Source organism: Lentisphaerota bacterium (genome assembly GCA_016873675.1).
In the GTDB taxonomy this organism is placed as follows: domain Bacteria; phylum Verrucomicrobiota; class Kiritimatiellia; order RFP12; family JAAYNR01; genus VGWG01.
Map to the genome: position 1 here is coordinate 1 of VGWG01000021.1, position 24,654 is coordinate 24,654.

The following is a 24,654-nucleotide window of genomic DNA, read 5'->3' on the forward strand; positions in this document are numbered from 1 at the left end:
AGGAATGGACGTCGAAGCCCTGTCCAACTGGCCATGGACTGCCAGTCCCTTGGGCAGGGTCTCCAAGATCTCGTCTGCCCAAGCGACAAATCTGACCGACTCCTGATAAACAGTCAGCTTCTCATGATCAAAAACCGTTTTCATGGGTGACATTTTATGATCACATGCAGCAGCAAAGCAAGATTACGATTATGATTACGATTATGATTACGATTAAGTAACCCTCATCAGAACTGCCATGCGCCCTGCCCGCCCATTCACGGATTCTGGGCGATCTTGCGTTCCATGACTGCGGCTACCGCACGCGTGTCGGCGGCCACGATCTCGACCCGCGTCGGCAATCCGGCAAGGGCGTCGAGTATGGGGTGGTGCGCGAGATCCTGACCCGTGGCCTGCTTGATCGCCGCGCCAAACTTCGCGGGATGCGCGGTGGCGAGACAGATCATCGGCGCCGTCTCGTCCAGATGCTGCAAGCCGACATGCACGCCCACCGCCGTGTGCGGGTCGAGCAGGTAACCAAAGTCTTTCCAAAAGCGACGGATCGTCTCCAACGTCTCCGCCGTGTCGCCCCGTCCCGCGCGGATGAGCGGATCGACGGACGGGGCACCTGCGACGGTGTCGACCGTGATCCGGCCCTCGATCTGAAAGTGTGTCATCCAGCGTCGCACCTGCTCCGTGTCGCCGTCAGCCCGGTAGAAGAGGTAGCGCTCGAAGTTACTCGCCACCTGGATATCCATCGACGGGCTCGGCGTCGGAACGACACCGCCTGCCGCGTACACGCCGGTCGTGAAAAATCGGGTTAGGATATCGTTTTCGTTCGTCGCCAGCACCAAGCGGTCGACCGGCAGGCCCATGCGCGTGGCCACGTAACCCGCAAAGATGTCGCCGAAGTTGCCGGTCGGTATTCCAAATCGCACGCGCGTCGCGCCGGTTTCGTCCATCACCCGGAACGCCGCATAGAAATAGTAGGTAACTTGCGCCAGAACCCGCGCCCAGTTGATCGAATTGACCGCCCCGAGGTGGTGCGCGTCGCGCCAGTCGAGGTCGTTGAACAGATCCTTCACAATCCGCTGGCAGTCGTCAAAGGTGCCATCGACGGCGAGGTTGAGGACATTGGCATCCCGGACGGTCGTCATCTGCCGTTCCTGTGCCGGGCTGACCCGTCCGCGAGGGTGCATGACGAAGATTCGCATGCGCTCGCGTCCTTTGACTCCGTGAATCGCGGCACTGCCGGTGTCTCCGCTCGTCGCCGCCACAATGTTGAGCTCCTGACCGGAACGCTGCAGCACGTATTCGAACAGGTTGCCGAGAAACTGCAGCGCCACATCCTTGAACGCTAAGGTTGGGCCATGGAACAGTTCGAGCACATGAATCGGACCGACCGCGACAACCGGCGTGACATCGGGATGGCGGAAGGCATGGGTGGACGCTCGGATGATCCGGTGCAGGTCGGCATCGGGAATGTCGTCGGCAAACAAGCGGATCACCTCGTACGCCAGATCCTGAAACGCGAGCAGCCGCCACCCGCGCAGCAGGCCGCGCACGTCCGGGATCCGTTCCGGCAGCAACAGCCCGCCGTCTCGGGCCAGTCCCGTGAGCACCGTATCCTGAAACGGCATGGGGGTGCCCCCGCCGCGCGTGCTGATGTACATCATGATCGGCTTCCCGAAACAAGAACGAGCCCCGACGGGGCCCGTTGTCTGAATCGCGCTAAATTGGCGGAGAGGGGGGGATTCGAACCCCCGGTACCGGTGTTAACCAGTACCGCGGTTTAGCAAACCGCTGCCTTCAGCCACTCGGCCACCTCTCCAATTGTGCCTTTCCTGCTCGCCCGTCAGGGTCTGCGGATTCACACAGGCGACATCATACGCGATGATCTCATGTCTATTCAAGCGCAAAACACGTGAATTCTTGCGTCTGCCCGCGAATGGATGTATTATCCCCGCGAATGGGTGATCATGTGGTGTGTGTGACGTATCTGGTTGACGTGCGCAGGAGCCGATTCACAATGCCTCAGAAGAAACACGCGATTCCGCGTCCCGAATATCCGCGGCCGCAGTTCGAGCGTGCCGACTGGATGAACCTCAACGGCTCCTGGAGCTATTGTTTTGATTTTGGCCAGTCGGGAATGGATCGACGCTTGTTTGAGAGCAAGGGGTTTGACGGCCGGATTGTCGTGCCGTTTTGTCCGGAGAGCGCGCTATCGGGCGTGGGCCACACGGACTTCATTCCGGCGATGTGGTATCACCGAACATGCTCGATTCCCAAGGCCTGGTCGGGTCGGAATGTCCTGATCCATTTTGGCGGCGTGGACTACGAGTGTGAGCTGTTCGTGGACGGCGCATCGGCGGGGATGCACTTCGGCGGCACCGTCTCGTTCAGTTTCGACATCTCCCGGTATGTCACGGCTGGCGGCACGCACGATATCGTGTTGCGCGTGGCTGATCATCTGCGCACCGGCAAGCAACCTTCGGGCAAGCAGAGTCCGGTTTACAGGTCGGCCGGGTGCCATTACACCCGGACCACGGGCATCTGGCAGACGGTCTGGCTGGAGCCGGTCGCTCCTCAGGGGCTTAAGCACGCGCGGATCGTTCCAGATCTCGACGGCGGCCGGTTTGTCATCACCCCGCATTTTCGCTCGATGGAGCGCGGCCTCACGTTTAACGCCACCCTCGCGGCCGCCGGCCGAACCGTCGCACGGGCCGGGGGGCCTGCCGCTCACGGCGCACCGGTGATCCTCTCGGTCAAGAATCCCAGAGCTTGGTCTCCCGATGACCCGTTCTTGTATGACCTCGTCCTCGACGTGGTCGACGCCGCCGGGCGTGTCGTGGATACGGTCCGCAGCTATGCCGGGATGCGCAAAGTCCACATCGAGGGCAATCAGGTTTTCCTCAACAACCAACCGCTTTATCAGCGTCTGGTGCTGGATCAGGGGTATTATCCGGATGGAATCTGGACCGCGCCCTCGGATGCCGCGCTGAAACGTGACATCACGCTCTCGCTGAAGGCCGGATTCAATGGCGCCCGGCTGCACCAGAAGGTTTTTGAGGAGCGGTTCCATTACTGGGCTGACCGGCTGGGGTATCTCACCTGGGGCGAATCCTCCAGTTGGGGCAACGATCCCAATGACCTTGCCTCGGCGCGTCTGTTTCTGAGCGAATGGGCCGAGATCATCGTCCGCGACCGCAACCATCCCTCGATCATTGCCTGGACGCCGCTCAATGAAACGTGCGTCTTTACGAATCCCAATCAGCATCGCCGGTTCCATCGGGATCTGTATGGCATCTGCAAGGATCTCGATCCCACGCGACCGGTCAACGATGCCAGCGGCTACATTCACGCGGTGACCGATCTCTGGACGGTGCATAACTACGAGCAGGACCCGGACAAACTGCTGGCGATGCTGACGCCCGATCCGGTCACGGGCGTTTGGCGCAATCATCCCGACAAAGAGGCTCCCTACGAGGGGCAACCCTATCTGGTGGACGAATTTGGCGGCATCCCGTGGATTCCGAAAAGTCGGCGCGCCTTTGCCGACAACTCGTGGGGCTATGGGGACGCGCCGCAAACCGTTGAGGCGTACTATGCCCGTCTGCAGGGTCAGGTGGACGCGATTCTCCGCCAGCGCCATATTTCCGGTTATTGCTACACGCAGCTTACGGATGTGGAACAGGAAGAAAACGGCATCTACAACTACGACCGCAGCGCCAAGTTTAACATGCGGCGGATCGCGGCCATTTTTGGAAAGAATCCGGATTGAAGACACGCATGCTAGCGGGGGCGATTGTTGTGATTGCCGGTTGCCTGGGCGCGCATGGCGCCAACGATGCGGCGCCGACGGTGCACGTGCCGCCGACGGTCTCCAACCTCTTCGCCCGCGCGCGCCCAGCCAATCCACGGCTGCGCGCGCAGACGGCGCAGGTCGAGGCTGCGGACCACGATGCGGCGGCCGTAGACGGATTCTACGACACCGCGCTCTCGGCCGCTTCGGGTTTTTCCGAAGGCCCCCTGCGCACGCCGGGTTCCGGACTGCCGGGCGTCGCGCCGGCCGATTCCTGGGTGACGGAGGCGACCGTGGTGCGCCCCCTACGCCAGGGACTCCGTTTACGGGGTTCGCTTGCCCGTTGGGATTCGATCAGCGGGGGCGCCGCCGACAACGCGTCGGCATCCGTCGCCGGCGTGTCCGTTGAGCAACCGCTGCTTCGGGATCGCGGCTTTGCCACGCAGCGCCTGGATGCCGAAACCGCCACGCTCCGCGCCGAGGAAGCGCGAGCCTGGCGGGCTGCAGCGTGGCAGGATACCTGCCATGCCATCACCCGCGCCTACGGGGACTGGCTCGCTGCTCATGCCGAGCTTGCGGAGTCGCTGACCGCCAGCGGCCGTGTCGCCCGGCTACTGGAGGAGACCGAAGCGCGCGTCAGGCTCGAAACCACTCCCGCCTATCAACTCGCTTCCGCCCGCATGGAGGTGGCCTTCCGGCAGGATGAGTTGCAACAGGCTCGCGCCGCTCTGCAGTCCGCCCGCATCCGTCTGGAGGAATGGGTCGGGGAGGCGCTTCCCGAAGGCGTCATCCCTTCTCCGTCACCCGGCGAGCTTCGTGGCTGGGCCGAAGCGTGTGCCACCGCAGGCCGCGAATCGCCCGTTGTGCTCGTGATCCCCGACCGCCCGGAATGGCGCGCTGCGTCCGCCTCCGCCGCCCGGGCCGACACGCGCGTCCGCCGCGCCCGCGAAGATCTCAAGTCCGATCTCTCTTTGGTCGCGGGTGTCGGGCTGCGCTTGAATAACCCGCCGGGCGCGCATGCCGACGGCGACTTGGCCTGGGAGGGGGGCATCGTCTGGCGCAGTCCGCTTGGGTTTAACGCCGAGCGCGCCCGCGCAGCGGCCCGCGAAGCAGACGCTCGCGCCGCTCGGGCCGATCTGGCCGTGATCGCGAACGCCGCAGCCGCCGAATATGCCCGCGCCCAGACGGTTTTCGCCTCCGCCTGCGTCCGCCTCGAATCCGTCGACCGGGCTGTGGATGCGGCGCGCGCCAGCCTCGATGCCGAGTCGGATCGTTTCCGCCTTGGCGAGGGACGCAGCCGCCTCGTGCTCGACGCGCAGAAGGATCTTTCAGCCGCCACCCGTCGTGCCAACGCCGCTGCGGCCGAGACGATCCGCGCCTTCACGGACCTCATTCGCGCCGCAGGCGTTTCCTTCACGCCCGGTGTCGCTGGCGACGGGCTAGGGGGGGATGCGCGATGAGCTGGGTGACACGCCTGTTGAATCGGCGTTCCACGCGCGCGCTTCCGGACGGGCCGAGACCGCCGGTTCCGTCCGGGCCGGGTTCGGGGGAGGCATCGGGGGAGGCATCGGGCGAAAGCGGAATTGTTTGTAGCTGGTGTGCCCAGACCGCCGATCCCGGTGCTGACGGGTTTCACCTGTGTCAGATTGCTTTTGGGGCTGATCAGGAGCGCTATTGTTTCTGCTGTGACGATTGTTTTGAGGCGTTCCGCAAGATGTATCCGTCTCGCGTCCATCGCAATTGCTACGAGCGGAGCTGCGAGGGGTGTGAGTGGTGCCACAAGCGTTACGAAAATGAACGTGAGGGGATACGCGCCCTGGCTCAGGGCCGCGTCCGGGAGCAGCAAAAATAATGGGTGAATATCGGACCAACAGGAGCGATGCGCTTCCTGCGACGGCACGGGAGAAAAGGGCGTGGATCGGGCAAACCGTCTTGATCGTGCTGCTCGTGTGCGGGGTGATCGGCACGGCCGGGCACCGTCTGCATGTCAATCGCTATGCGCCGGCCACGGGCTATGTGACCACCGCGCACTACGCCGAGGTGCGGGCGCCCGTCGCCGCGCGGGTCGCCGCGATTTCCGGAGAGTCGGGCGGAGCCGTCACGGCCGGCACGCTCATCGTGCAGCTTGAGGACGCCGAACAGCGGGCCTCCGAAGCCGAGGCGGTGAGTAGCGTGCGCAAGGCCGAGGCGGAGATCGCCAGCCGCGAGGCAGAGCTCTCGGACCGCCGCCGCGATCACCGCAGCCGGGTTGCGTCGGCCAAGCTGGCGCTCGATTACGCCAAACAACGGATCGAGCTGACGGGCACGCTCGCGGCGAAGGGGCTTGTTTCGGGCCGCGATTTGGCCGCAGACGCCTACACGCTCAAGCAGGCCGAGGCCGAATACGCGCGCCTCAGCGAGGCCGACACGTCGCTGGACGAACGCCAGCTTGAGATTCTCCGCCGGGAACTGGGCTCCCGCATTGAGACGGTGGCGCGCGCGCGCGCCGCCGTCTCGGCGCGCGCCGTGCGCGCGCCGATCGACGGCCGGCTCCTTCGCCACAGCTTTTACGTGGGCGAGGTGGTGCGCCCCGACACGCTGCTGTTCGAGGTGTTCGGCGGCACCAACCTCGTGCTCAAGCTCCGCGTTCCCGAGCGGTATGCCGCCAAGGTCACGCCCGGCCAGTCGGTGCGCGCCGAATTGCGCAGTTTCAAGACCCTGCTGCGCGACTGGGTGCAAGGCACGGTTGTCGAAACCCGCGACGTGATCCAGACGGAGGGGGCGCAGGCCTACCGCGTCATCTATTGTTCGTTCGATCCGGAAGGCCGCGTGGTGCAACCCGGCGCCACCGCCGATGCCGAGATTCTGATCGGGCGCACCTCTTTCTGGTCGGCGCTGATCGGCCTGTAGCCCGGAATGATTCACGGTGCACGAACGTTCGCCTTGGGGTTTAATGATATGGCTGCTCTCTCCCATGTCGGCCTATTTATTCGCCCGTTCCGCTGGCATCTGGTTGGCCTGGTGGCGTTGACGGGAATCCTCTCGGTGATGGCCATGCTTCCACCCCTGCTCACGCGCGAGGTGATCAACCGTGTCATTGAGGGCGGGGAGCATGACGCATTGCCGCGCCTGGGCCTCTTCCTCATCGGCACGGCATTCGCCTCGGCCGCCTGCGCCTATTTGCAGGTCCTTGGCATGGCCTATGTGGGCCAGACGTTCGTGATGCGAATCCGTTCCGCAGTTTATGCGCACATGCTCAGGCTGGGCATGGCTTTCTTCGGAAAACACAGCACCGGCAAGCTGATCAACCGCCTGATGGGCGACAGCAGCGCCCTGCAGCAGATTCTCTCCGTGGCCACGGTCCAGATTGTTTCTGATCTCGTGTGCGCGGCGTTCGCGATTACCGCCACGCTTTTCATCAACTGGCGGCTCGCCATCCCGCTTTTCGCACTGCTCATTCTGTTTGTGGTTAATTACCGGTCCTCGATCAGCCGACTGAAGCGGCTGACCCGCGCGCAGCGAGGCGCGGAAGACCGTGTCGCCGCAGGCGTGCAAAACCGTCTGGCCGCCAACATGACGGTCAAGACCTACGGATCCGAGGCGCGCGAGAACGACGTGTTTCGCACCCAAAGCGCCTTCAGCATGGAGCTGGTTCGCGAGTCGCAGATCGCATCCGGAGCGTTCTGGCTCAACACCCGGCTGCTGGCCGACATCGGGCGTATAGTGATTTACTTTCTCGGTTGCGCCATGGTGCTCGGAGAAACGGCGACTTATGGTGACGTGACCGCCTTTTCGGCCTATGCCATGCAGATGCTCTGGCCGGCGGTGCGCTTTTCACAGCTCGCGCAACAGCTTGAAAATGTCCGCATCTCGGCCGAACGGCTGTTCGAGATTCTCAATGAAGTGCCGCAGACGGTTGAACACGCCGGGGCGATGGACATCGGGATCGCCCGCGGACGCGTCACGTTTGACGCCGTGTCTTTTTCTTACCTGCGCGACAAACCGGTGTTGCAGGGAATCAGTTTCGAGGTCCGGCCCGGGGATACCGTCGCTCTGGTTGGCGTTACCGGATGCGGCAAGACCACGGTGCTGTCGCTGCTGATGCGCCTGTACGATGCCGATCAGGGCGCGATCCGGCTCGACGGGGTCGATGTGCGCGATCTCTCGTTTGCGTGCCTGCGCCGGCAGTTCGGGATCGTGCTCCAGGAGTCGTTGCTCTTCTCGGTTTCCATCGCCGATAACATCCGTTACGCGCGTCCCGGCGCCAGCCGCGCCGAGATCGAGGCCGCCGCGCGGGTCGCCGAGATCCACGACGACATCGTGAAGCTGCCGCACGGCTACGATGCGGTGATCGGCGAGCGCGACGTGCAGTTCTCGGTCGGCCAGAAGCAGCGGCTGGCCATCGCCCGGGCCGTTCTCTCGAACCCCGCGATTCTGGTGATGGACGAGGCGACCTCGGCCCTCGACAGCCAGTCGGAGCGGGCGATCCAGATCGCGATGGATCGCTTTCTCAAGAACCGCACCGCCTTTATCGTCGCCCACCGCCTCAGCACGATTCGCAATGCCGACCACATCATTCTGCTGCACGAGGGCCGGATCGCCGAAGCCGGCACGCCTGCGGCCCTGCTGGCCATCGCCGATGGTCGCTACCGCCGCCTGCACGACACCTATGCCGGCAAAGGCATCATTGAGGAGTGACACGCCCCATGCGCCGCCGCCACGAACACCGCGCGTTTCCCTATCGCCCGTCACGCGACGTTGGCGATCCCAAGGGCGCGGTTCGTCTGATCCTCCGCTTTGCCTACCGCTACGTCTGGCCGCACAAGTGGCCGGTCTTTCTCTGCATCCTCTTGGTCTCGCTCAACGCGTGTTCCGTCTATCTTCAAAGCTATTACGGGCGTGTGGTGGTGGATGAGATCCTCGTGGTCGGCGCCGGCCAGCCTGCCGCAGGCACAGCGGGGGCCGCGCTGCCGTCGGCCTCCGGCGACCGCGATGCGGACATGATGTCCGCACCCAGGCAGGGGGAGGACGCTGTGGCATCAGAAGCGGCACGCCTGAACGCCGAGAACCGCCCTGCGTGGGCCGGCCGGCGTCTGTTCGGCATTTTTGTCGTCTATCTCGTCACGATCCTGGTTCTCAACTTCGCCGACCGCGCCACGCAGAGGCTCCGCAGCCGCGTCGGCACAGCGATCACGCAGCGGTTGCGCGAGGACATTCACGACAAGATCATCGGGCTGTCGACGACCTTCCACCTCAGGTCGTCGCCGGGACGCCTGATGTCGCGCATTCTCGCCGATGTGGGCGTGGTGGAGGATCGCCTCATGGAGCTGGTCATCCAGTCCACGAGCCAGGTGGTGATGTTCATCGTGGGCGTCGCCATTCTGCTGGTGCTGAATCCCACGATTGCCGCCGTCGTGATCCTCGCCATGATCCCGTACACCCTGATCGTCGGTCGGGTGCGGGTTAAGATCCGCCGCGTCAACCGCGAAATCCGCCACACGAATGCCTGCCTGTGGGGGTTGGTCTCTCAGAAGCTCGACGCGATGAAGGCGGTGATCGCTTACGGACGCGAACGCGCCGAGTATCTCAACTTTCACCGCCTGTCGGCATGCCTCATCCGCGACACGCTGGCGCAGCAGCGTCTCGGCGCAGGGATGAACCGGACAGCGGACGCGATCTCGGCGGTGACCGTCCGAGGAATTTTTCTCGCCTGTACGGTCTCCGTGGTTGCCGGCGAAATGACCCTCGGACAGATGATGTACATTCATACGGCGTCCGCCTATCTGTTCGTGCCGGTCGTCACGCTGACGCAGATTGCGCTACATATCTCCAACCTCCTCGTCGTCCTCCACCGCTTGGCCCAGACGTTTGAGACTCAGGCGGATGTGGACGAGAATCCGCAGGCCGTTTCGTTGCAGTTGCCGCTCCAGCAGGGTATCCGCTTCAAGGAGGTGACCTTCGCCTGGTCCAACGCCAGCGGGCCGGTGCTCGATGCGCTCTCGCTCGACATCCCGGCGGGGCGCTGGCTCTGCATCATGGGTGCGAGTGGCAGCGGCAAGACCACCCTGCTTCAGCTTCTCGCCCGCCTCTTCGATCCTCAGGAGGGGTCCATCGAGGTGGATGGCGTGCCGCTCGACACCATCCGCTTCGATTCGCTCCGCCGCAGCGTCGCCTACGTCCCGCAAGAGGCACAGATCTTGAGCGGCACGATCCGTGACAACATCACCTACGGCTGCGTGGGGGCAACGCCGTCCAAAATCATGGCTGTGGCCCGGGCCGCCGACTGCCACGACTTCATCATGGCGTTGCCTGTCAAATACGAGACGATTGTCGGCGAGAAGGGTATCTCGCTCTCTGGAGGCCAGCGTCAGCGCATCTCCATTGCGCGGGCGCTGCTGACCGATCCCGACGTGCTGCTGCTGGACGACTGCACCTCAGCCCTCGATGCCGAGACCGAGCGCCGTCTGCAGGAGACACTCGCCACCCTCATGGTCGGCAAGACCGCTGTCATCGTCTCCCAGCGCGTCTCGATGGCCATGCGCTGCCACCGCGTGGTCATCCTCGACCAGGGCCGCATCATCGAGAACGGTCCCCCGGCGCGCCTCCTCGCTAACGACGGTGCCTTCGCCTCGCTCCACCGACAGCAGATGGCGTGAGGCGATGAAATACATTCTGGGTGCCGCTTTCTCTTCTGTCGCTTTCTCTTCTTGACAGGTGTCGCGCGTTTCTGTATATAGAAACGCCTGTCACACGCAAAGGATTGGATTTATGTCACAACAACCCGATGCCACCGGCCACTTCGGTCCGTTTGGCGGCCGTTATGTCGGCGAGACGCTGATGCCCGCTCTGATTGAATTGGAGTCGGCGTACCGCGACGCCAGGGCCGACCCCACCTTTATGGCGGAGTACAACCACATGTTGGCCACGTATGTGGGACGGCCGACACCGCTCGACCACGCGGCGCGGCTGACCGTCCGTGCCGGTGGCGCTCAGATCTGGCTGAAGCGAGAGGACCTGGCTCATTCTGGAGCCCACAAGATCAACAACACCGTCGGCCAGGGGCTGCTGGCGCGCCGCATGGGCAAGCGCCGCCTCATCGCCGAAACCGGCGCAGGGCAGCACGGTGTCGCCACGGCCACCATCGCAGCCCGGCTGGGGATGGCGTGCAAGGTGTTTATGGGTGCGGAGGATGTTCGGCGTCAGGCTCCCAACGTCCACCGTATGCAGCTTCTCGGGGCGGAGGTCGTACCGGTCACCGCAGGGACAGCGACGCTGAAGGACGCGATGAACGAGGCGCTTCGTTATTGGTCAGCGGCGGTTGCCGACACGTTTTACGTGATTGGCTCGGTTGCCGGACCCCACCCGTATCCCGCGATGGTGCGCGACTTTCAGCGCGTCATTGGCGATGAGGCGCGTCGGCAGTTTTTGGAGGCCAACGGCCGCCTCCCCGATCTGGTGGCGGCCTGTGTCGGCGGTGGCAGCAACGCGATGGGCATTTTTTATGCCTTCCTGAATGATCCGGTCGCCTTGCTCGGCGTCGAGGCCGCAGGGGAGGGGATCGAAACGCCGCACCATGCGGCCACTTTGAACAAGGGAAGCATCGGCGTGCTGCACGGCTCGAAGTCGTATCTGCTTCAGGACCGGGACGGACAGGTGTTGGAGGCGTGGTCGATCTCCGCCGGGCTTGACTATCCCGGCGTCGGCCCCGAGCATGCCTATCTCAAGGAGAGCGGACGCGTTCGCTACACTTCCGCCACCGACGCTGAGGCGCTGGAGGCGTTCCAAGCGGTGACCCGGCTCGAAGGGATTATCCCCGCGCTGGAGAGCTCCCATGCCGTGGCGGCGGCGCTCACCGTCGCGCATGCGATGCCTCCCGACCAGCACGTCGTCGTCTGCCTCTCCGGGCGGGGAGACAAAGACCTCGCTCATGTGGAATCCCTGCTTACGCGGACCAACCCGAAAGTCTGAACCATGAATCGTTTTCAACGCGTCTTCGGCCGTCTGGCCGCACAGAACCGTAAAGCGCTGGTCGCCTACTTCACGGCGGGCGACCCCGGATTCGAAGCCAGTTACGCGGTGATGCATGCCGCGTGCTCGGCGGGTGTTGACATTCTGGAAATGGGCGTCCCGTTCTCTGACGCCACCAGCGACGGACCCGTGATACAAGCTGCGGCCCGCCGCGCATTGGACGCTGGCATGACCCTGGGGCGCGTGTTCGAACTCGCTGCGAAGCTGCGGGTGGCGCATCCCGAGACGCCGCTTGTCTTATTCAGCTACTACAATCCGCTGCTCGCCTATGGGGTGGACCGCTTGGGTGCGGCAGTTGAAGCCGCAGGGATTGACGGCCTGCTCATCGTCGACCTGCCGCCCGAGGAGTCGGCCGAGCTCACCGGGCGTCTGGGTGGTCGCGACCTGCCGCTGATCCGCCTCGTTGCGCCGACGACTCCCGATGAGCGGATGCGTCTCATCGCCGCCGGCGCGGGAGGGTTCCTCTATCTGATCACCCGCACGGGCGTCACCGGATCAGGCATGCTGGATCGGGCCGCCGTCGCCCGTCAGGCCAAGGCCCTGCAGGCGCTCAGCGCCATCCCCGTCTGCCTCGGGTTCGGCATCAGCACACCCGCAGACGCCCGCGAGCTGGGTCCGCTCGCCGACGGGATCGTCATCGGTAGCGCGTGGGTCTCGCTGGCGCATGAGGCGGGCGCCGACGCGCCGCAGGCCATCAGTGTGAGGGTCGCGGAGATTCGCACCGCGTTGGATCGGTGAAGCGTTCCCAGATATCCTGCAACCGGCGGATAACGTCGTAAGGGTTCGCGCTGGCACAAACGTCACGAACGACGGCGAAGTTGATGGCGCCCGCGCGCAGGACATCGGGGAGGTTTCCGGCGTGGATGCCGCCGATGGCCACGGTGGTGACGGGCGACTGGCGGATGATGGCACCCAGCGTGTCGAGTCCCAGGGTCGGGTCTGGAATCTCCTTGGTCGGTGTGGCGAAGACCGGTCCGACTCCGATGTAATCCGGCTGATTCGCGCACGCGGCCCCTGCCTGAATCGCGTCATGCGTGGAGAGGCCGAAGAGCAGGTTCGGGTGGCGGGCGCGAGCCGCGTGGATCGGCTCGTCGGTCTGGCCCAGATGGACGCCATCCGCGCCGATGCGCGCGGCCAGGTCGGCGTCGTCATTCAGAATGAACCGGGTTGTGGAGCCTGCCGTAATCGCCCGCACCGCACGGGCTGTAGCCTCAACGTGCTCGCGGGGGACGCGCTTCATGCGAAGCTGCAGATAGCGGAGGCGGGCCTGGACGGCGGCCTCAGCACACCGTTCGTAACCCGCGACGGGATTGGTCATCACCAGATAAAGGCCGAACCGTTCGATCATGTCCAGGTTTCCTTGCGGGTGGGGAGGAGCGCGGCGGCGAAAACGAGTCCGCCGCCGGCGATCAGACGCGGCAGATTCGCCTTTTCGCCAAAGACGAGAAAGGAGACCAGGACCGCTAACGGGATCTTTAGATTGTTCATCACGGCGAGTGTGCCGGCCGAGGTGTGGCGGGCGCCCCGGTTCCACAAGAAGAAACTCATCCCCGAGGCGATGATACCCAGGTAGAGCAGGGCGGCAAGCTGACCGCGCGTCAGACGGACGAAGGTGTCAACCAGATGGATGCTGGCGAGCGGCGCCGTGACCAGCGCGGCGCCGGCGTAGCAATAAAAGAAGACGCTTGCATCGCCGGGCTGCGTCCGTTCGGCCGCACCCGCATAGAGGCGCCTGTAGGCGAGCTGTCCGAAGGCGAAAGCGAGGTTGGAAAGCTGGATCAGCAGAACGCCGACCAGCGGAGGTTGCGCCACTGTTCCGCCGGCTTTGACGATGAGTGCGCCGAGCACGGCCAGCGTGGCCAGAATCGCGTTGATCGGGGCAAATCGGCGGCGCTGGAGGTCATTGAGCGCGGTTATAAAGAAAGGCGTGGTGACTGTGAGCAGCGCGATCTCGTGACCCTTGAGAAATTGAAACGACCAGTTATAGGCATGGTACATCACGCCGAACTGGATGGCGCCAATGCCCGCAAACTGGAGGATGCGCGTCCAGGGGATACGGCGGGCGAACGGAACGAAAACGGCTGCAGCCAGGGTCAGCCGGATGAATGAAACCACGTCCGGATGGACCCCCTTCAGAGAGCTGCCGATCAGCCCGAACGAGAAGGCCCAAACCAGCGAAACAATCAGCAGAAGACTCATGCGGGGGGTGCGCCTGACTCGGCGATGCCGTGGTAACGGAGATAGGCGTCGGCCGTCTCATTGCCCATGTAGCGGCGGAGGGTTTTGGGCGATGTCTGCGACAGTTCGACCATGATCAGTCCGTCTACGACCGAACTGAATTCAGGATCGACATTGAAGGAGAGCAACTTGCCATTCAACTTGAGGTATTGGCGGAGCAGGATGGGGATGTCCTTATGATCGGGTTCGATCTCCGCGACCAGGGTGGCCATGAGTTCGAGGTCGCCCAGAAACTGTTGATACTCCTTCATGCACCACTCGGCCCGCCGCGGCGGTTTGGGCGGAATGCGCGGGGCGACAAACGAAACCAGATCCCCGGCCATGCAGATCTGCCGCATGCAGGCAAGGATCATCCCGCGAGACGCCTCCCGGTACTCGTTGGTGATGCTCACCGGACCGAAGAGCACGCGGTAATGGGGGTTTTGGCCGATATAGATCGATATGCCCTTCCACAGCAGATAAAGCGAGATGTAGGCCTTCTGATATTCGGGGCGGATGAATGACCGGCCCATCTCGATCGCCGGTTGGATGCGATCCATGAGGCGTTCGTCGAACTTGAAGAGCGTGTGGGTGTAAAGTCCCTGCACGCCGTGGTCGCGGACGATCTCATCGGCAAGGCCGAGGCGGTAGCTGCCGATGACCTCCTGGCGGACGCGGTTCCAGAGAAACGCATGGTTATAGTAGTAGTCAAAGTCATCCAGATCGATCTCGTTGCCGGTCCCTTCGCCGACGGCGCGGAAGGTGATCTCGCGCAAACGGCCGATTTCCCTGAGGATTGAGGGGATCTGGGACGACCGGGCGATGTACACGGCCAAATCCCCGCTTTCGACGAGTTTGGCTTCCGGCGGCAGTTGTTCTATTTCTTTCAACTGACACTCCAGCGGCTCAGGCGCGATGATCGGATCCTGAGGGAGCGCGCGGGGATGATTTTCCAGAAAGAGACGCCTTTGGCGGCGGGTGGCCCGCTCGTCAAGGAGGTAACAGCGGAAACGCAGGTAGGTGATCAGCACTGCGTCATCGGTGGCGACCCCTTCCAGGTTCTTCCAGGTCAGCGGTGAACCGATGCGCACCAGCAGGCGGCGCCCGCGCGTATTGATCAATTGACGCACCAGCATCAGCGTGCGCAGGCGGGGATGGATCACGCCAGCCGCATTGAAAAGCGTGCTGTTGCGGCCGGGAAAAAACATCGGCACGACGGTGGCTTCGGTCTTCCGGATGATCGCGGCAATGCTCGGGCTCCAGACGTTGTCGCGCACGCGGTTGGCTCGGCGGTCGTAACCAGACACCTCGCCTGCCGGAAAGACAATGAGCAACCCGCCCTGCTTCAACCACGCCATACATTCTTTGATCGGCTTGAGGTTGGCTCGTGCCGAACCGGTCGAACCAAAGGGATCGACAAAAATAAAATCGTCGCGCATCTCCGGTATGGCGTGCAGGATGTAATTGGCCATCACGCGCACGTCCGGGCGGACGCGTCGCAGCAACGACAGGAGCACGATTCCCTCGACGCCACCGAAGGGGTGGTTGGCCACAATGACCACCGGGCCTGTCTTGGGAACACCCGCCAGATCCGTTTCCGAATAGGAATAGGCGACCCCCATGGATGCGAGGATGCGGTCTGAGAAGGGCTTTTCTGGATTGAGTTTGCAGGCGCCGGCATAGATGTTGTCAATCTCACGGAGGCCCATCGCACGCTCGATCAGGCTGTGGGTGGGACGCAGGAGCAGCCGGCACAAACGGTTCGGCCCCTTCTCCGGCGGAATGGTGAAGATCGGCGCTGGTTTCGTGTCCATCGTAGAAAATCCTTTCAAGGAGGTCATGCGGGTTCAGCCGTGTTTGGCACAGACAGGGCGCCGTGGCAGCGGGTCATCGCATGCGCCAAGGCGACGATTGCGGCCAGAGAAATGCCGATGCCGCGCACCAGCAGCGGGTGCCACAGCGCCGTCAGGGCAAACGCGCCGATGCCGGCCATCAGCCCGCCGGCAAGCCCGGTCTGCCAGCTTGGGCGGCCCCGCGCGGCGCCTGCGGCAGCACAGAAAGCCCGGCCCAGCACGGCCATCCAGACAAACAGCGCAGGCAGACCCAGTGAAGCGGCAAGGACCAGGTGGAGATTCTGGGTGTCTGGCTCGCACGGACCGGTGGCATTGGGGACCACGTCGTAGTACTGGCCGATCTCGCGTTGGTAATTTCCCGCGCCTACGCCTGTCAGCGGATGGGTGAGGATCAGCGATGCGGCCGCCTGCCATTCGGGGTAGCGGCGTTCCGGGACGCCGGCCGCATCATAAAGCGCGACCGATCGGAAGTGGGCGAGATCATTTTCGCGCGGAAGGCGCGGCAGGACGCACACCTGCCAGAGCGTCAAACAGACGGCGGTCGTCAGGAACAGACGCGCGCCTTTCCATGCGGCGAGCAACAGCAGCACCAGCGTGATCGCGGCATAGGCGGCTCCGGCCAGTATGACGGTCATCGCGACCAGCAGAACAAGGAGTGCGCCGCCGCGCAGCAATCGGCTTCTGGAATCGGCCACAAGGCCGAACAGGATCGGCGCGGTCAGCGCCAGAAATCCTCCCAGCACATTCCGGTTGAGAAACAGACCACGAATCGCAAAGTCTGGAAGTCGCGGCTGGACATACTGAATGAAGGCCACGGAGACGTTGATGAGCAGCGGAGCGAGGAGCGCCGCGAGCACGAGCGCCAGCCGCCGGGGTTCGAGCGTATCCGCAGGCCGGACAAAGTCGAAAACGAGCAGGGGAGCGACGATCAGGTACAGCGTGATTTGGACAACCTCCTTGACGGCGGCTGCCCGGTCGGCCGCGACACCGACCGAAAGTGCGGCGATTAGCGCCAGGAGCGCATGCGGCCAGAAGCGCCAGAACGGGTGCGGCGCGATTCCACAGGCGGGTCTCCGGAACGGTATCAGCCGACGCCAGCGGCCGTTGATCAGGACGCCGAGCAGCCAGCATGCGGCAACGGGCAACAGCAGCAGGTCGGCGGGCGAGACATTCACCCCACGCATGGCTGTGAAAGACCATTGGGTCGGCGCCAGCGCTAACGCAGCCACCAATCCGCATCCCGCAAGGTATTCGAACCCGCGTCCGGCCCGCTTCATTTTGTTATCTCTCCCACCGTTTCCTGATCGACGGGGACGAAGCGCCGGTCTGCACTCAGAACAATCTGGTCCAAGCGGACACCATCCTCGCGATTGAGGAAGGCGAGCGTGTTGGTGCCTGCTTTCAGCGTGATCGGATGGGCCGTCCGGGCGATGGGATAGCGCATCCAGTGCCATGTCTTGTACGTCGCATTCTCGCCGAACAAAAACGGGGGGGCGTCATTGATCTTGACGGAGAAGGAGTTGCCGCACTCGTCTTCCCACCAGACGCGGCACCACAACGTATAATCACCGTCTGCAGGCACGTGGACCACCAAGACCGCCCGGCCGTGGGGATTATCGGGCGGGTTCCCCTTCCCCTGGGGAATCTCCAGATACGCGGCATTCGCCGCGCCAGGCACGTATTTTGATCCATCAGGAACGGCGGTCTCCCTGACGACGACCACAGGCGCCTCCATGGTTTCCGCCGATTCGGCCTCGACCGTCACGCGCCCGTTTGCCCACCCGGTCCAAGGCAAGCAGGCAAGAACAGGGAGGCACAACGACAATGAATGCCATTTATTCATGCGGAGACATTAGCACATTTCAGATTATCAAACAAGAGACGTCATCAGTGATGAGCAATTCACCAGTTGAATCGCACCCACACGCTCCTCCTGTGCGTCTTTTTTGTCCTTGCACCGACTGATGGAATGGGGTCGCACGGAAATGGGCGCAACCTTCAGACAGGAGGAAATTCGTGGTGGTAATGGCCGGTTGAAGGTTACGTGTGCCGGATGGGACGGAAGCGGATGCGGCTGGGGCGGTCGGCGGCGTCGCCCAGCAGTTTGCGTCGCTGCTCGTGGTAGTCGGAGTAGGAGCCTTCAAACCAGGTGACGGCCGAGTCGCCCTCGAAAGCCAGGATGTGGGTCGCCACGCGGTCGAGAAACCAGCGGTCATGGCTGATGACCATGGCACAGCCGCCGAAGGAGGTGACCGCCTCTTCGAGAGACCGGAGTGTGGTGACGTCGAGGTCGTTGGTCGGCTCGTCAAGCAGCAGCAGATTCCCGCCGCGGCGGAGCAGCTTGGCGAGGTGGACGCGGTTGCGCTCGCCGCCGGAAAGGGTGCCCACGCGCTTTTGCTGCTCGGCTCCCTTGAAGTTGAACCGGCTGCAGTAGGCTCTGCCGTTCATGGGACGTCCGCCAAGGTCCACGAACTCTGATCCGCCGGTAATCTCCTCGTAGACGGTGTGCGCGGCGTCGAGGGCGTCGCGAAGCTGGTCCACATAGGAGACGGCCACCGTCGGGCCGACGGTGAGCGTGCCGGTGGTCGGGGCCAGCTTCCCCGTGATCAGATTAAAGAGGGTGGTCTTGCCTGATCCGTTGCCGCCGATTACACCGACGATGCCGCCGCGCGGGAGGTCGAACGAGACGTTCTCGAAGAGCTGGTTATCACCGAAAGACATCCCCAGATTGGCGGCACGGACCACCAGATCGCCGAGGCGCGGACCGGGCGGAATCTGAATACGCAATTCGTCCTCCCGCGTATCGACCTGCTGATTGGCCAGTTCTTCGTATCGGGTGAGACGGGCCTTGCTTCTGGCCCGGCGGCCGGAGGGATTGGTCCGTACCCACTGCAGTTCGTGCTCCAAGAGGCGGCGCCGACTCTCCATCTGCTTGGACTCGCGCTGCATGAGCTGTTGCTTCTGTTCGAGCCAGCTTTCGTAGTTGCCCTTGTAGGGGTAGGCGCGACCGGCGTCCAACTCCAGCATCCACTCCGTGACGTTGTTGAGAAAATAACGGTCATGCGTGACGACCACCAGCGTGCCGGTGAACTTCTTCAGGTAGGACTCGATCCACGCAACCGAATCGGCGTCGAGATGATTGGTCGGCTCGTCGAGCAGCAGGACGTCGGGGTTGGAGATGAGGAGACGGCACAGAGCCACGCGGCGGCGTTCGCCGCCCGAGAGGGTGTCGACCCGCGCGTCCGGGGGAGGCAACCGGAGCGCCTCCATGGCGAGTTCGACAAGGTGGTCCAGATTCCACAGGTCCTGAGCGTCGATGGCCTCCTGCAGCCGGCCGAGCTCGTCGTTGAGCCGGGTCGTCTCGGCGGCGGACGGCCCTTCTCCCAGTTTGTCGCAGATGGCATCATAGCGCGCCAAAATCCCCTGAGCCACGACGACGCCCTCCTGGACGCAGTCCATGACCGTCTTGCCCGGAGTGAGCTGCGGCTCCTGCGGCAGCCAGCCGATGCGGGCGTTCCGGGCGACTTGGCATTGCCCCATGAAATCGCGATCCTCGCCTGCGAGGATGCGCAACAGCGACGACTTGCCGGACCCATTGCCGCCGATCACGCCGATGTGCGCGCCGAAGAAGAACGAAAGACTGACTTCGCTCAGAATGGTCTTTTTCTCGTGTTGCTTCGTGAGACTGATCAGATTGAAGACATATTCGCCAGCCATGAGCATCAATCCTAATGCAGCGGGTGGAGCGTGACCGTGTCCGTCCACCCGCGAGGGTTTTGTTATGAGCCGCCCGTGTCGCGGCAGATTACGACTGATGGTCCTTCGTCACGGCGGCAGTCAGGGTGCAGTTGCGCCCCTTGAAGGCGAACCACACGGTCCCCGCGATGCCGAAGGCAAAGGCCACTTTCAGATTCAGTTCCGGCGACACACGCCACAGCAGCGCGCCGCCGAAGGCGGCAAAGGCAACGAGCACGTCACGAATCAGGTAGTACAGCCCAAACATGGCGGCTTTGCGTCCTTCGGGAGCGAGATCCATGATCAGCGCCTTGCGGGTGGGCTCGCCAAACTCCTTGAGCCCGCGAAGCACAAATACCGCGATGAGCGGGGCGAGTGAGTGGGCATGCAGAAGCGCAAGCGGGAAACACGTGAAGAAGGCGAACGTGATGAGCACAAAGGGTTTTTTTCCAAAATGATCGGCCATGTAGGCTACCGGAATGTAGACCAGGACAGCCGCAATGTTTTCGATCGCGGATAGCCATCCGAATGTCAATTCCGATACGGGATTCAGCACGGTGCGGGTGACCCATATCACCACAAAGGCATCCGGGATGCGTTCACAGAAACGGATCAGGATGTCTGACGCGAGCAGATTCCTCAATCCGTCGGGCATCTCTCGCCAGAGGCGCAAGGGATTGGGCTCAGCGACTCGTTCGCCCGTCCCGTCGTCGACAATGAACCGTTGCTGCAGAACGGCGGCGATGAGCGCAAGCAGCAGCGCGGCCATGAATGCCGCGCGCACGCCGCGCTCGACGCCCCAGACCGCGATGCAGGCGCCGCCCGCAATCGGCCCCAGCATCTTGGGAATCCGCCTCACCAGGGCGAGCACCGAGACGCCGAGAGTGCGCCGGTTCTTCGGCACGACCTTGGCGAGGATATCCATGGTGGCCGGGAGGGAGATCGCCGACCAGGAGATGAATAAGGCAGCGCCAATAAACACCGCCCACCACGTTCGAATCAGGATCACACACAGGTAGCCGAGCATGGAGAGCAGATTAAAAACCAGCAAAGCACGTTTGGTGCCGAGCCGGTCGCTCAAATACCCGCCGGGGAAGGAGTAGAGCGCAGAGAGCAGATCATCCATGCCCGCCAACACCCCGATCGCCAGAATGGCCGTCGATGATTGAGCCAGTTCTTGCAGATAAAGCGGCAAAAAACGCTCGGCCATGTGCTCGCCCATGCCCACCAGGACAACCATGCCGAGCAAGCCAAACAGGCTGCGCTTGTGGATGCTCGCGAGCGGCGCAGATACGGATGACTCAGGGTTCACGTTTTCCAATTTCAACGGGGTTTAAATTCAGGCTCAGCTTACACGGGAACCGCACGGGGTGTCAATGCGTTCACTAACCGGCCGACCGAATACGATGCAGACGGGGCGGTGGATGGCCTGGGGGCCGCAGGCCGGCTCCAGTCGTCCGGTGGCGGCGTCGTAGGCATAGGAGCAGATGGTGTTGGAGGTTTCATGTCCGGCGAGAATGAATGCCTCTCCGGGGATGAAGGCGAAATCACGGGGGCCAGCGCCGGCGAGCCTGGAAATCGCTAGAAGGTCCAAGCGTCCGGAATCGGGATCGACATCAAACGCGGCGATGCTGTCGTGGCCGCGGTTGGAGGCGAGGAGGCGTCGGCCGTCGCCCGAGCATTTGAGCGCGGCGGCTTTGCTGAAGGCATGAAAGTCCGATGGAAGCGTGCTGCGCGTGTGCAGCGGGATGAAGGCATCGCCCGTATAGCGGTACGCCGTGAGCGTGTTGTTGAGTTCGTTCAAGAGAAAGGCGAATCGGCCGTTGGGATGGAAGACCAGGTGGCGGGGGCCTGCACCGGGCGCGGTCGTGATCGTGAGGTCTGCCACGGGTGAAAGTCCGTTCCGGCGGTGCGGCCAGTCATACGCCAGAACACGGTCGAGGCCGAGATCGGCGATACAGAGGCATTTGCCGTCGGGCGTGATGCGGACGCAGTGGGCGTGGGCCTTGTCCTGACGATGGGCATCGGGGCCGCTGCCCGCGTGGGTGACGGTGACCGGCGGCGTGTCGGCAAACGCGCCGTCGGGGGTCAGGTCGCAGAAACCGGACACGGCATGGGCGTATTCGGCGAAGGCCAGAGCCGTCTCAGCGGCGTCGAGTGAGATATGGCAGGGGACAGTGAGGGTAACCGGCTTGCGATTGAGCAGCGTCAACGTGGCGTCGCTGATCCGGTAGGCGGCGACATACCCAGCGGGGGACGTCAGCCCCGAAGCCATGATCCCCTGAACGGCGTAAAGGACGGGGCGCGTTTCGGAACAGACGAGGTAGGTGGCGTTGATCATCCCGCGAACCACGCCGACAAACCTGAACGCGCCCGTCTCGGTGTCGGTCTCAAGAATATGGATCCCCGTCTCCGTCGCGTCGGTATACGTGCCGATGTAGGTCACAACCTTCATGATGATTCCCCCGGGATCAGGAAGGGGCTAGTATCGCACCCGATTCAGAGGGCTGTCCACAAAACTTTTTACCCCGCACGGGTTACATGGTATGATCTCACCCATTTCGTAATGGGTTACTGATGAAGGAAGCGTGTGTCATGACGTTGGCAGAACTGGAAAAGATGGGCGGAGAGGCACTGGCCTCGGCGGCGGGCGCGGCAGATCTCGCCGCGCTGGATCAGGTGCGGGTTTGCTACTTCGGCCGAAACGGGCTGATCCCGGCGCTGGTGAAGCAGATGAAGGACGTGCCAGCGGAGGACCGACCGGTCTTTGGCAAGCAACTGAACGCCTGGCGCGGCCAACTGGAGACCTTGCTGGAGGCTCGCAAGGTTGAACTGGCGACGCCCGTCACGCAGGGGCCTGCCTTTGACGGCTCCTTGCCGGGACGCTGGCACGGCACCGGCGCGGCGCATCCGATCTCGCAGGTGATCGAGTCGGTCGCGCGCATCTTCGCCAAGCTGGGGTTCGCCGTGGCTGACGGACCCGATATCGAGAATACCTTCAATAATTTTACGGCGCTGAACACCGCGCCGCACCACCCGTCGATGGATGCGGCGGACACGTTCTGGCTCGATGACGACCGACTCTTGCGCACCCAGACCTCGCCGGTGCAGATCCGGGTCATGACCAGCCACCAGCCGCCCGTGCGGATCATCACGCCGGGCCGGTGCTACCGCCGGGACACCACCGACGCCACCCACAGCGCCAACTTCCATCAGGTGGAGGGGCTCTATGTCGACACCAAACCGGTTTCGCTGGCCGACCTCAAATCGACGCTCGCGTATTTCGCCCGGGAGATGATGGGGCCTGATGTCGGCGTTCGTTTCCGTCCGCACTTTTTCCCCTTCACCGAACCCAGCGTGGAGGTCGACTTCTCCTGCCACGTCTGCGGCGGCGCGGGGTGCCGGGTCTGCAAAATGAGCGGATGGATCGAGATCGCCGGTGCCGGCATGGTCGACCCTCGCGTCTATCGCTTTGTCGGCTATGATCCCGAGTCGGTCTATGGCTACGCCTTCGGCATGGGCGTCGAACGGATCGCCATGATCAAATACGGGATCAAGGATATCCGGAGCCTCTACGAGAACGACGTGCGGTTCCTGGGACAGTTCGCTTGATCGTGTAACATGAACACCGCCGACCTCAACAACCAACAGACTGAACAGCACGCAACACCAGCGGGCACACGGTACCGGCGTCAGTTTGTTCGGGAAGCAATGGAAGGCTTTCACAAGAATTTTGCGCCGGAGAGCAGACCCGTCTACGTAAGCGGCTTCGGGGGGCGCATGACACGATTGATGAGGGTCCATTTCAACGGAACGCAGTTGATGAAACCGGTTGCATGCATTGCCGGCGACAACCGACCGGGGGTGAAATGAGCACGAAGGCATCACTGTACCCGAAATCAAGGAAGAAGGATGCCGATAGGCTTGCCGCTGTCGGATCCTTTGCGGCTTGTTTCGCGCGGCGGGTCGTCGATGCCGAGGCGATCTATGAAGTCGCAGGCACCGATCACACGCAAGCGCATGATGCTTTTCAAAAGACCGGCTATACGGTTCTCACCCATCGTGAATGCCCAAATCTGCTTGTATCGGGCCAAATGTTGCTATGGCCTGCCGACGAGCCGGTGCCTGATGTTCAGTCGTCAGTGCCCGCATCCCCAGCGTATAATCCAGATGACGGACGGCGATTCACACCGGAAAAGCCTCTTTTGGCAAACGACCTAAGAGATCAGTTGTTCGAAGGCGATTGCTTGCAGCTTCTGCCTTTTTTTCCCGAGAATAGTGTAGACATGGTTCTGTGTGATCTGCCGTATGGGACTACGCAGAATAAATGGGATAGCTTAATTCCGCTCACCCCATTATGGATTCAGTACCAGCGCATTCTCAAGCCCAATGGTGTTGTTGTACTGACCGCCCAAGGCGTGTTCACCGCTAAGGTTATTTTAAGTAACGAAAACTGGTTCAAGTATAAGATCGTGTGGGAGAAATCGAAGCCGACCAATTTTCTGAACGCCAAAAAACAGCCGCTCAGAAAGCACGAGGATATCTGTGTCTTCTATGGCCGACAGCCGGTCTATCATCCCGAGATGAGCCAGGGCGCGCCCTATGACAAAGGGGTGCGGAAAAACCAGTTGTCCGGCAGTTACGGTGATTTTCTTCCGGCACGGGTTCAGAGCGGCGGCGAACGCTACCCGACGGATGTGGTCTATTTCAAGACAGCGGAAAGCGAAGGGCCGGTCTGGCATCCGACACAGAAACCCGTAGAATTGGGGCGCTATCTCGTTCGTACGTTCACAGAGCCCGGCGCATTGGTCTTAGACAATGCATTCGGAAGTGGCAGCTTTCTGGTTGCCGCCGCGATGGAGGGCCGCCGCTACGTCGGTATCGAACGGAATCTGGATGTGCACCTGTTCAAGCGCGTACAGATCGACTATGTGGGTGTCGCCAGACAACGGCTTGAGCAGGCGCAGGCGCTTCTGAAAAAGTCGAACCCAGGTTACGTGATCGGAGCGGCATGAAAGCCAAGGCATCCACCCTCTACCCGAGAGCGAAAAAGCCGTCAGA

The 24,654-nt window shown here is 62.8% G+C and carries 18 protein-coding genes and 1 tRNA gene; 10 read left to right on the forward strand and 9 right to left on the reverse strand.

From position 1 onward, the window contains the following. Positions 1-257 precede the first annotated feature (257 nt). Together FJ222_04560 and FJ222_04565 are read right to left on the reverse strand one after the other, a co-directional pair. Positions 258-1,655: a threonine synthase gene (locus tag FJ222_04560; protein ID MBM4163697.1), complete on the reverse strand. Its 1,398-nt coding sequence runs from the start codon at positions 1,653-1,655 to the stop codon at positions 258-260. 61 nt (positions 1,656-1,716) lie between these two features. After that, positions 1,717-1,810 (reverse strand) — tRNA-Ser (locus FJ222_04565). Between the two features lie 198 nt (positions 1,811-2,008). Here FJ222_04565 and FJ222_04570 point away from each other — a divergent pair. The 7 genes from FJ222_04570 (at position 2,009) to FJ222_04600 (ending at position 12,526) form a co-directional block, all read left to right on the forward strand. Next, a complete protein-coding gene (locus FJ222_04570; protein ID MBM4163698.1) occupies positions 2,009-3,760 on the forward strand; it encodes a beta-glucuronidase in 1,752 nt (583 codons plus the stop codon). Next, the gene (locus FJ222_04575) at positions 3,757-5,241 is read left to right on the forward strand and encodes a TolC family protein (GenBank protein ID MBM4163699.1); all 1,485 of its coding nucleotides are present in this window, start codon (positions 3,757-3,759) and stop codon (positions 5,239-5,241) included. The genes FJ222_04570 and FJ222_04575 overlap by 4 nt, the downstream gene beginning before the upstream one ends. A 391-nt stretch (positions 5,242-5,632) precedes the next feature. Further along, the gene (locus FJ222_04580; protein MBM4163700.1) at positions 5,633-6,670 is read left to right on the forward strand and encodes an HlyD family efflux transporter periplasmic adaptor subunit; all 1,038 of its coding nucleotides are present in this window, start codon (positions 5,633-5,635) and stop codon (positions 6,668-6,670) included. Positions 6,671-6,676: 6 nt separating this feature from the next. Beyond that, on the forward strand, positions 6,677-8,458 hold the full coding sequence (locus FJ222_04585; GenBank protein ID MBM4163701.1) for an ABC transporter ATP-binding protein: 1,782 nt from the start codon (positions 6,677-6,679) through the stop codon (positions 8,456-8,458). 8 nt (positions 8,459-8,466) lie between these two features. Then, positions 8,467-10,416: an ABC transporter ATP-binding protein gene (locus tag FJ222_04590; protein ID MBM4163702.1), complete on the forward strand. Its 1,950-nt coding sequence runs from the start codon at positions 8,467-8,469 to the stop codon at positions 10,414-10,416. Between the two features lie 112 nt (positions 10,417-10,528). Then, positions 10,529-11,728: a tryptophan synthase subunit beta gene (gene trpB / locus FJ222_04595; GenBank protein ID MBM4163703.1), complete on the forward strand. Its 1,200-nt coding sequence runs from the start codon at positions 10,529-10,531 to the stop codon at positions 11,726-11,728. A 3-nt stretch (positions 11,729-11,731) separates the two neighbouring features. After that, a complete protein-coding gene (locus FJ222_04600) occupies positions 11,732-12,526 on the forward strand; it encodes a tryptophan synthase subunit alpha (GenBank protein MBM4163704.1) in 795 nt (264 codons plus the stop codon). Here the strand turns inward: FJ222_04600 and thiE are convergent. From thiE to FJ222_04635, 7 genes are all read right to left on the reverse strand, one after another. After that, on the reverse strand, positions 12,483-13,136 hold the full coding sequence (gene thiE / locus FJ222_04605; protein ID MBM4163705.1) for a thiamine phosphate synthase: 654 nt from the start codon (positions 13,134-13,136) through the stop codon (positions 12,483-12,485). The two genes, FJ222_04600 and thiE, sit on opposite strands and share 44 nt — an antisense overlap. Then, the gene (locus FJ222_04610) at positions 13,133-13,987 is read right to left on the reverse strand and encodes an EamA family transporter (GenBank protein MBM4163706.1); all 855 of its coding nucleotides are present in this window, start codon (positions 13,985-13,987) and stop codon (positions 13,133-13,135) included. The genes thiE and FJ222_04610 overlap by 4 nt, the downstream gene beginning before the upstream one ends. Continuing rightward, the gene (locus tag FJ222_04615) at positions 13,984-15,846 is read right to left on the reverse strand and encodes a lysophospholipid acyltransferase family protein (protein MBM4163707.1); all 1,863 of its coding nucleotides are present in this window, start codon (positions 15,844-15,846) and stop codon (positions 13,984-13,986) included. The genes FJ222_04610 and FJ222_04615 overlap by 4 nt, the downstream gene beginning before the upstream one ends. Further along, positions 15,843-17,312 (reverse strand): O-antigen ligase family protein, encoded by a 1,470-nt coding sequence (locus FJ222_04620; GenBank protein ID MBM4163708.1) that lies wholly within the window; start codon positions 17,310-17,312, stop codon positions 15,843-15,845. The genes FJ222_04615 and FJ222_04620 overlap by 4 nt, the downstream gene beginning before the upstream one ends. A gap of 586 nt (positions 17,313-17,898) precedes the next feature. Continuing rightward, positions 17,899-19,575 (reverse strand): energy-dependent translational throttle protein EttA, encoded by a 1,677-nt coding sequence (gene ettA / locus FJ222_04625; GenBank protein MBM4163709.1) that lies wholly within the window; start codon positions 19,573-19,575, stop codon positions 17,899-17,901. A gap of 88 nt (positions 19,576-19,663) precedes the next feature. Next, positions 19,664-20,833, reverse strand: coding sequence for an MFS transporter (locus tag FJ222_04630; protein MBM4163710.1), 1,170 nt, complete (start codon positions 20,831-20,833; stop codon positions 19,664-19,666). A gap of 105 nt (positions 20,834-20,938) precedes the next feature. Continuing rightward, complete coding sequence (locus tag FJ222_04635; GenBank protein MBM4163711.1) at positions 20,939-22,048, reverse strand: lactonase family protein; 1,110 nt, start codon at positions 22,046-22,048, stop codon at positions 20,939-20,941. A gap of 140 nt (positions 22,049-22,188) precedes the next feature. On the opposite strand from FJ222_04635, the gene pheS reads away from it, so the two are divergent. The 3 genes from pheS (at position 22,189) to FJ222_04650 (ending at position 24,608) form a co-directional block, all read left to right on the forward strand. After that, positions 22,189-23,205, forward strand: coding sequence for a phenylalanine--tRNA ligase subunit alpha (pheS, locus tag FJ222_04640; protein MBM4163712.1), 1,017 nt, complete (start codon positions 22,189-22,191; stop codon positions 23,203-23,205). Between the two features lie 9 nt (positions 23,206-23,214). Then, the gene (locus FJ222_04645; protein ID MBM4163713.1) at positions 23,215-23,466 is read left to right on the forward strand and encodes a hypothetical protein; all 252 of its coding nucleotides are present in this window, start codon (positions 23,215-23,217) and stop codon (positions 23,464-23,466) included. A gap of 332 nt (positions 23,467-23,798) precedes the next feature. Further along, a complete protein-coding gene (locus FJ222_04650) occupies positions 23,799-24,608 on the forward strand; it encodes a site-specific DNA-methyltransferase (protein MBM4163714.1) in 810 nt (269 codons plus the stop codon). The last annotated feature ends 46 nt before the right edge of the window (positions 24,609-24,654 follow it).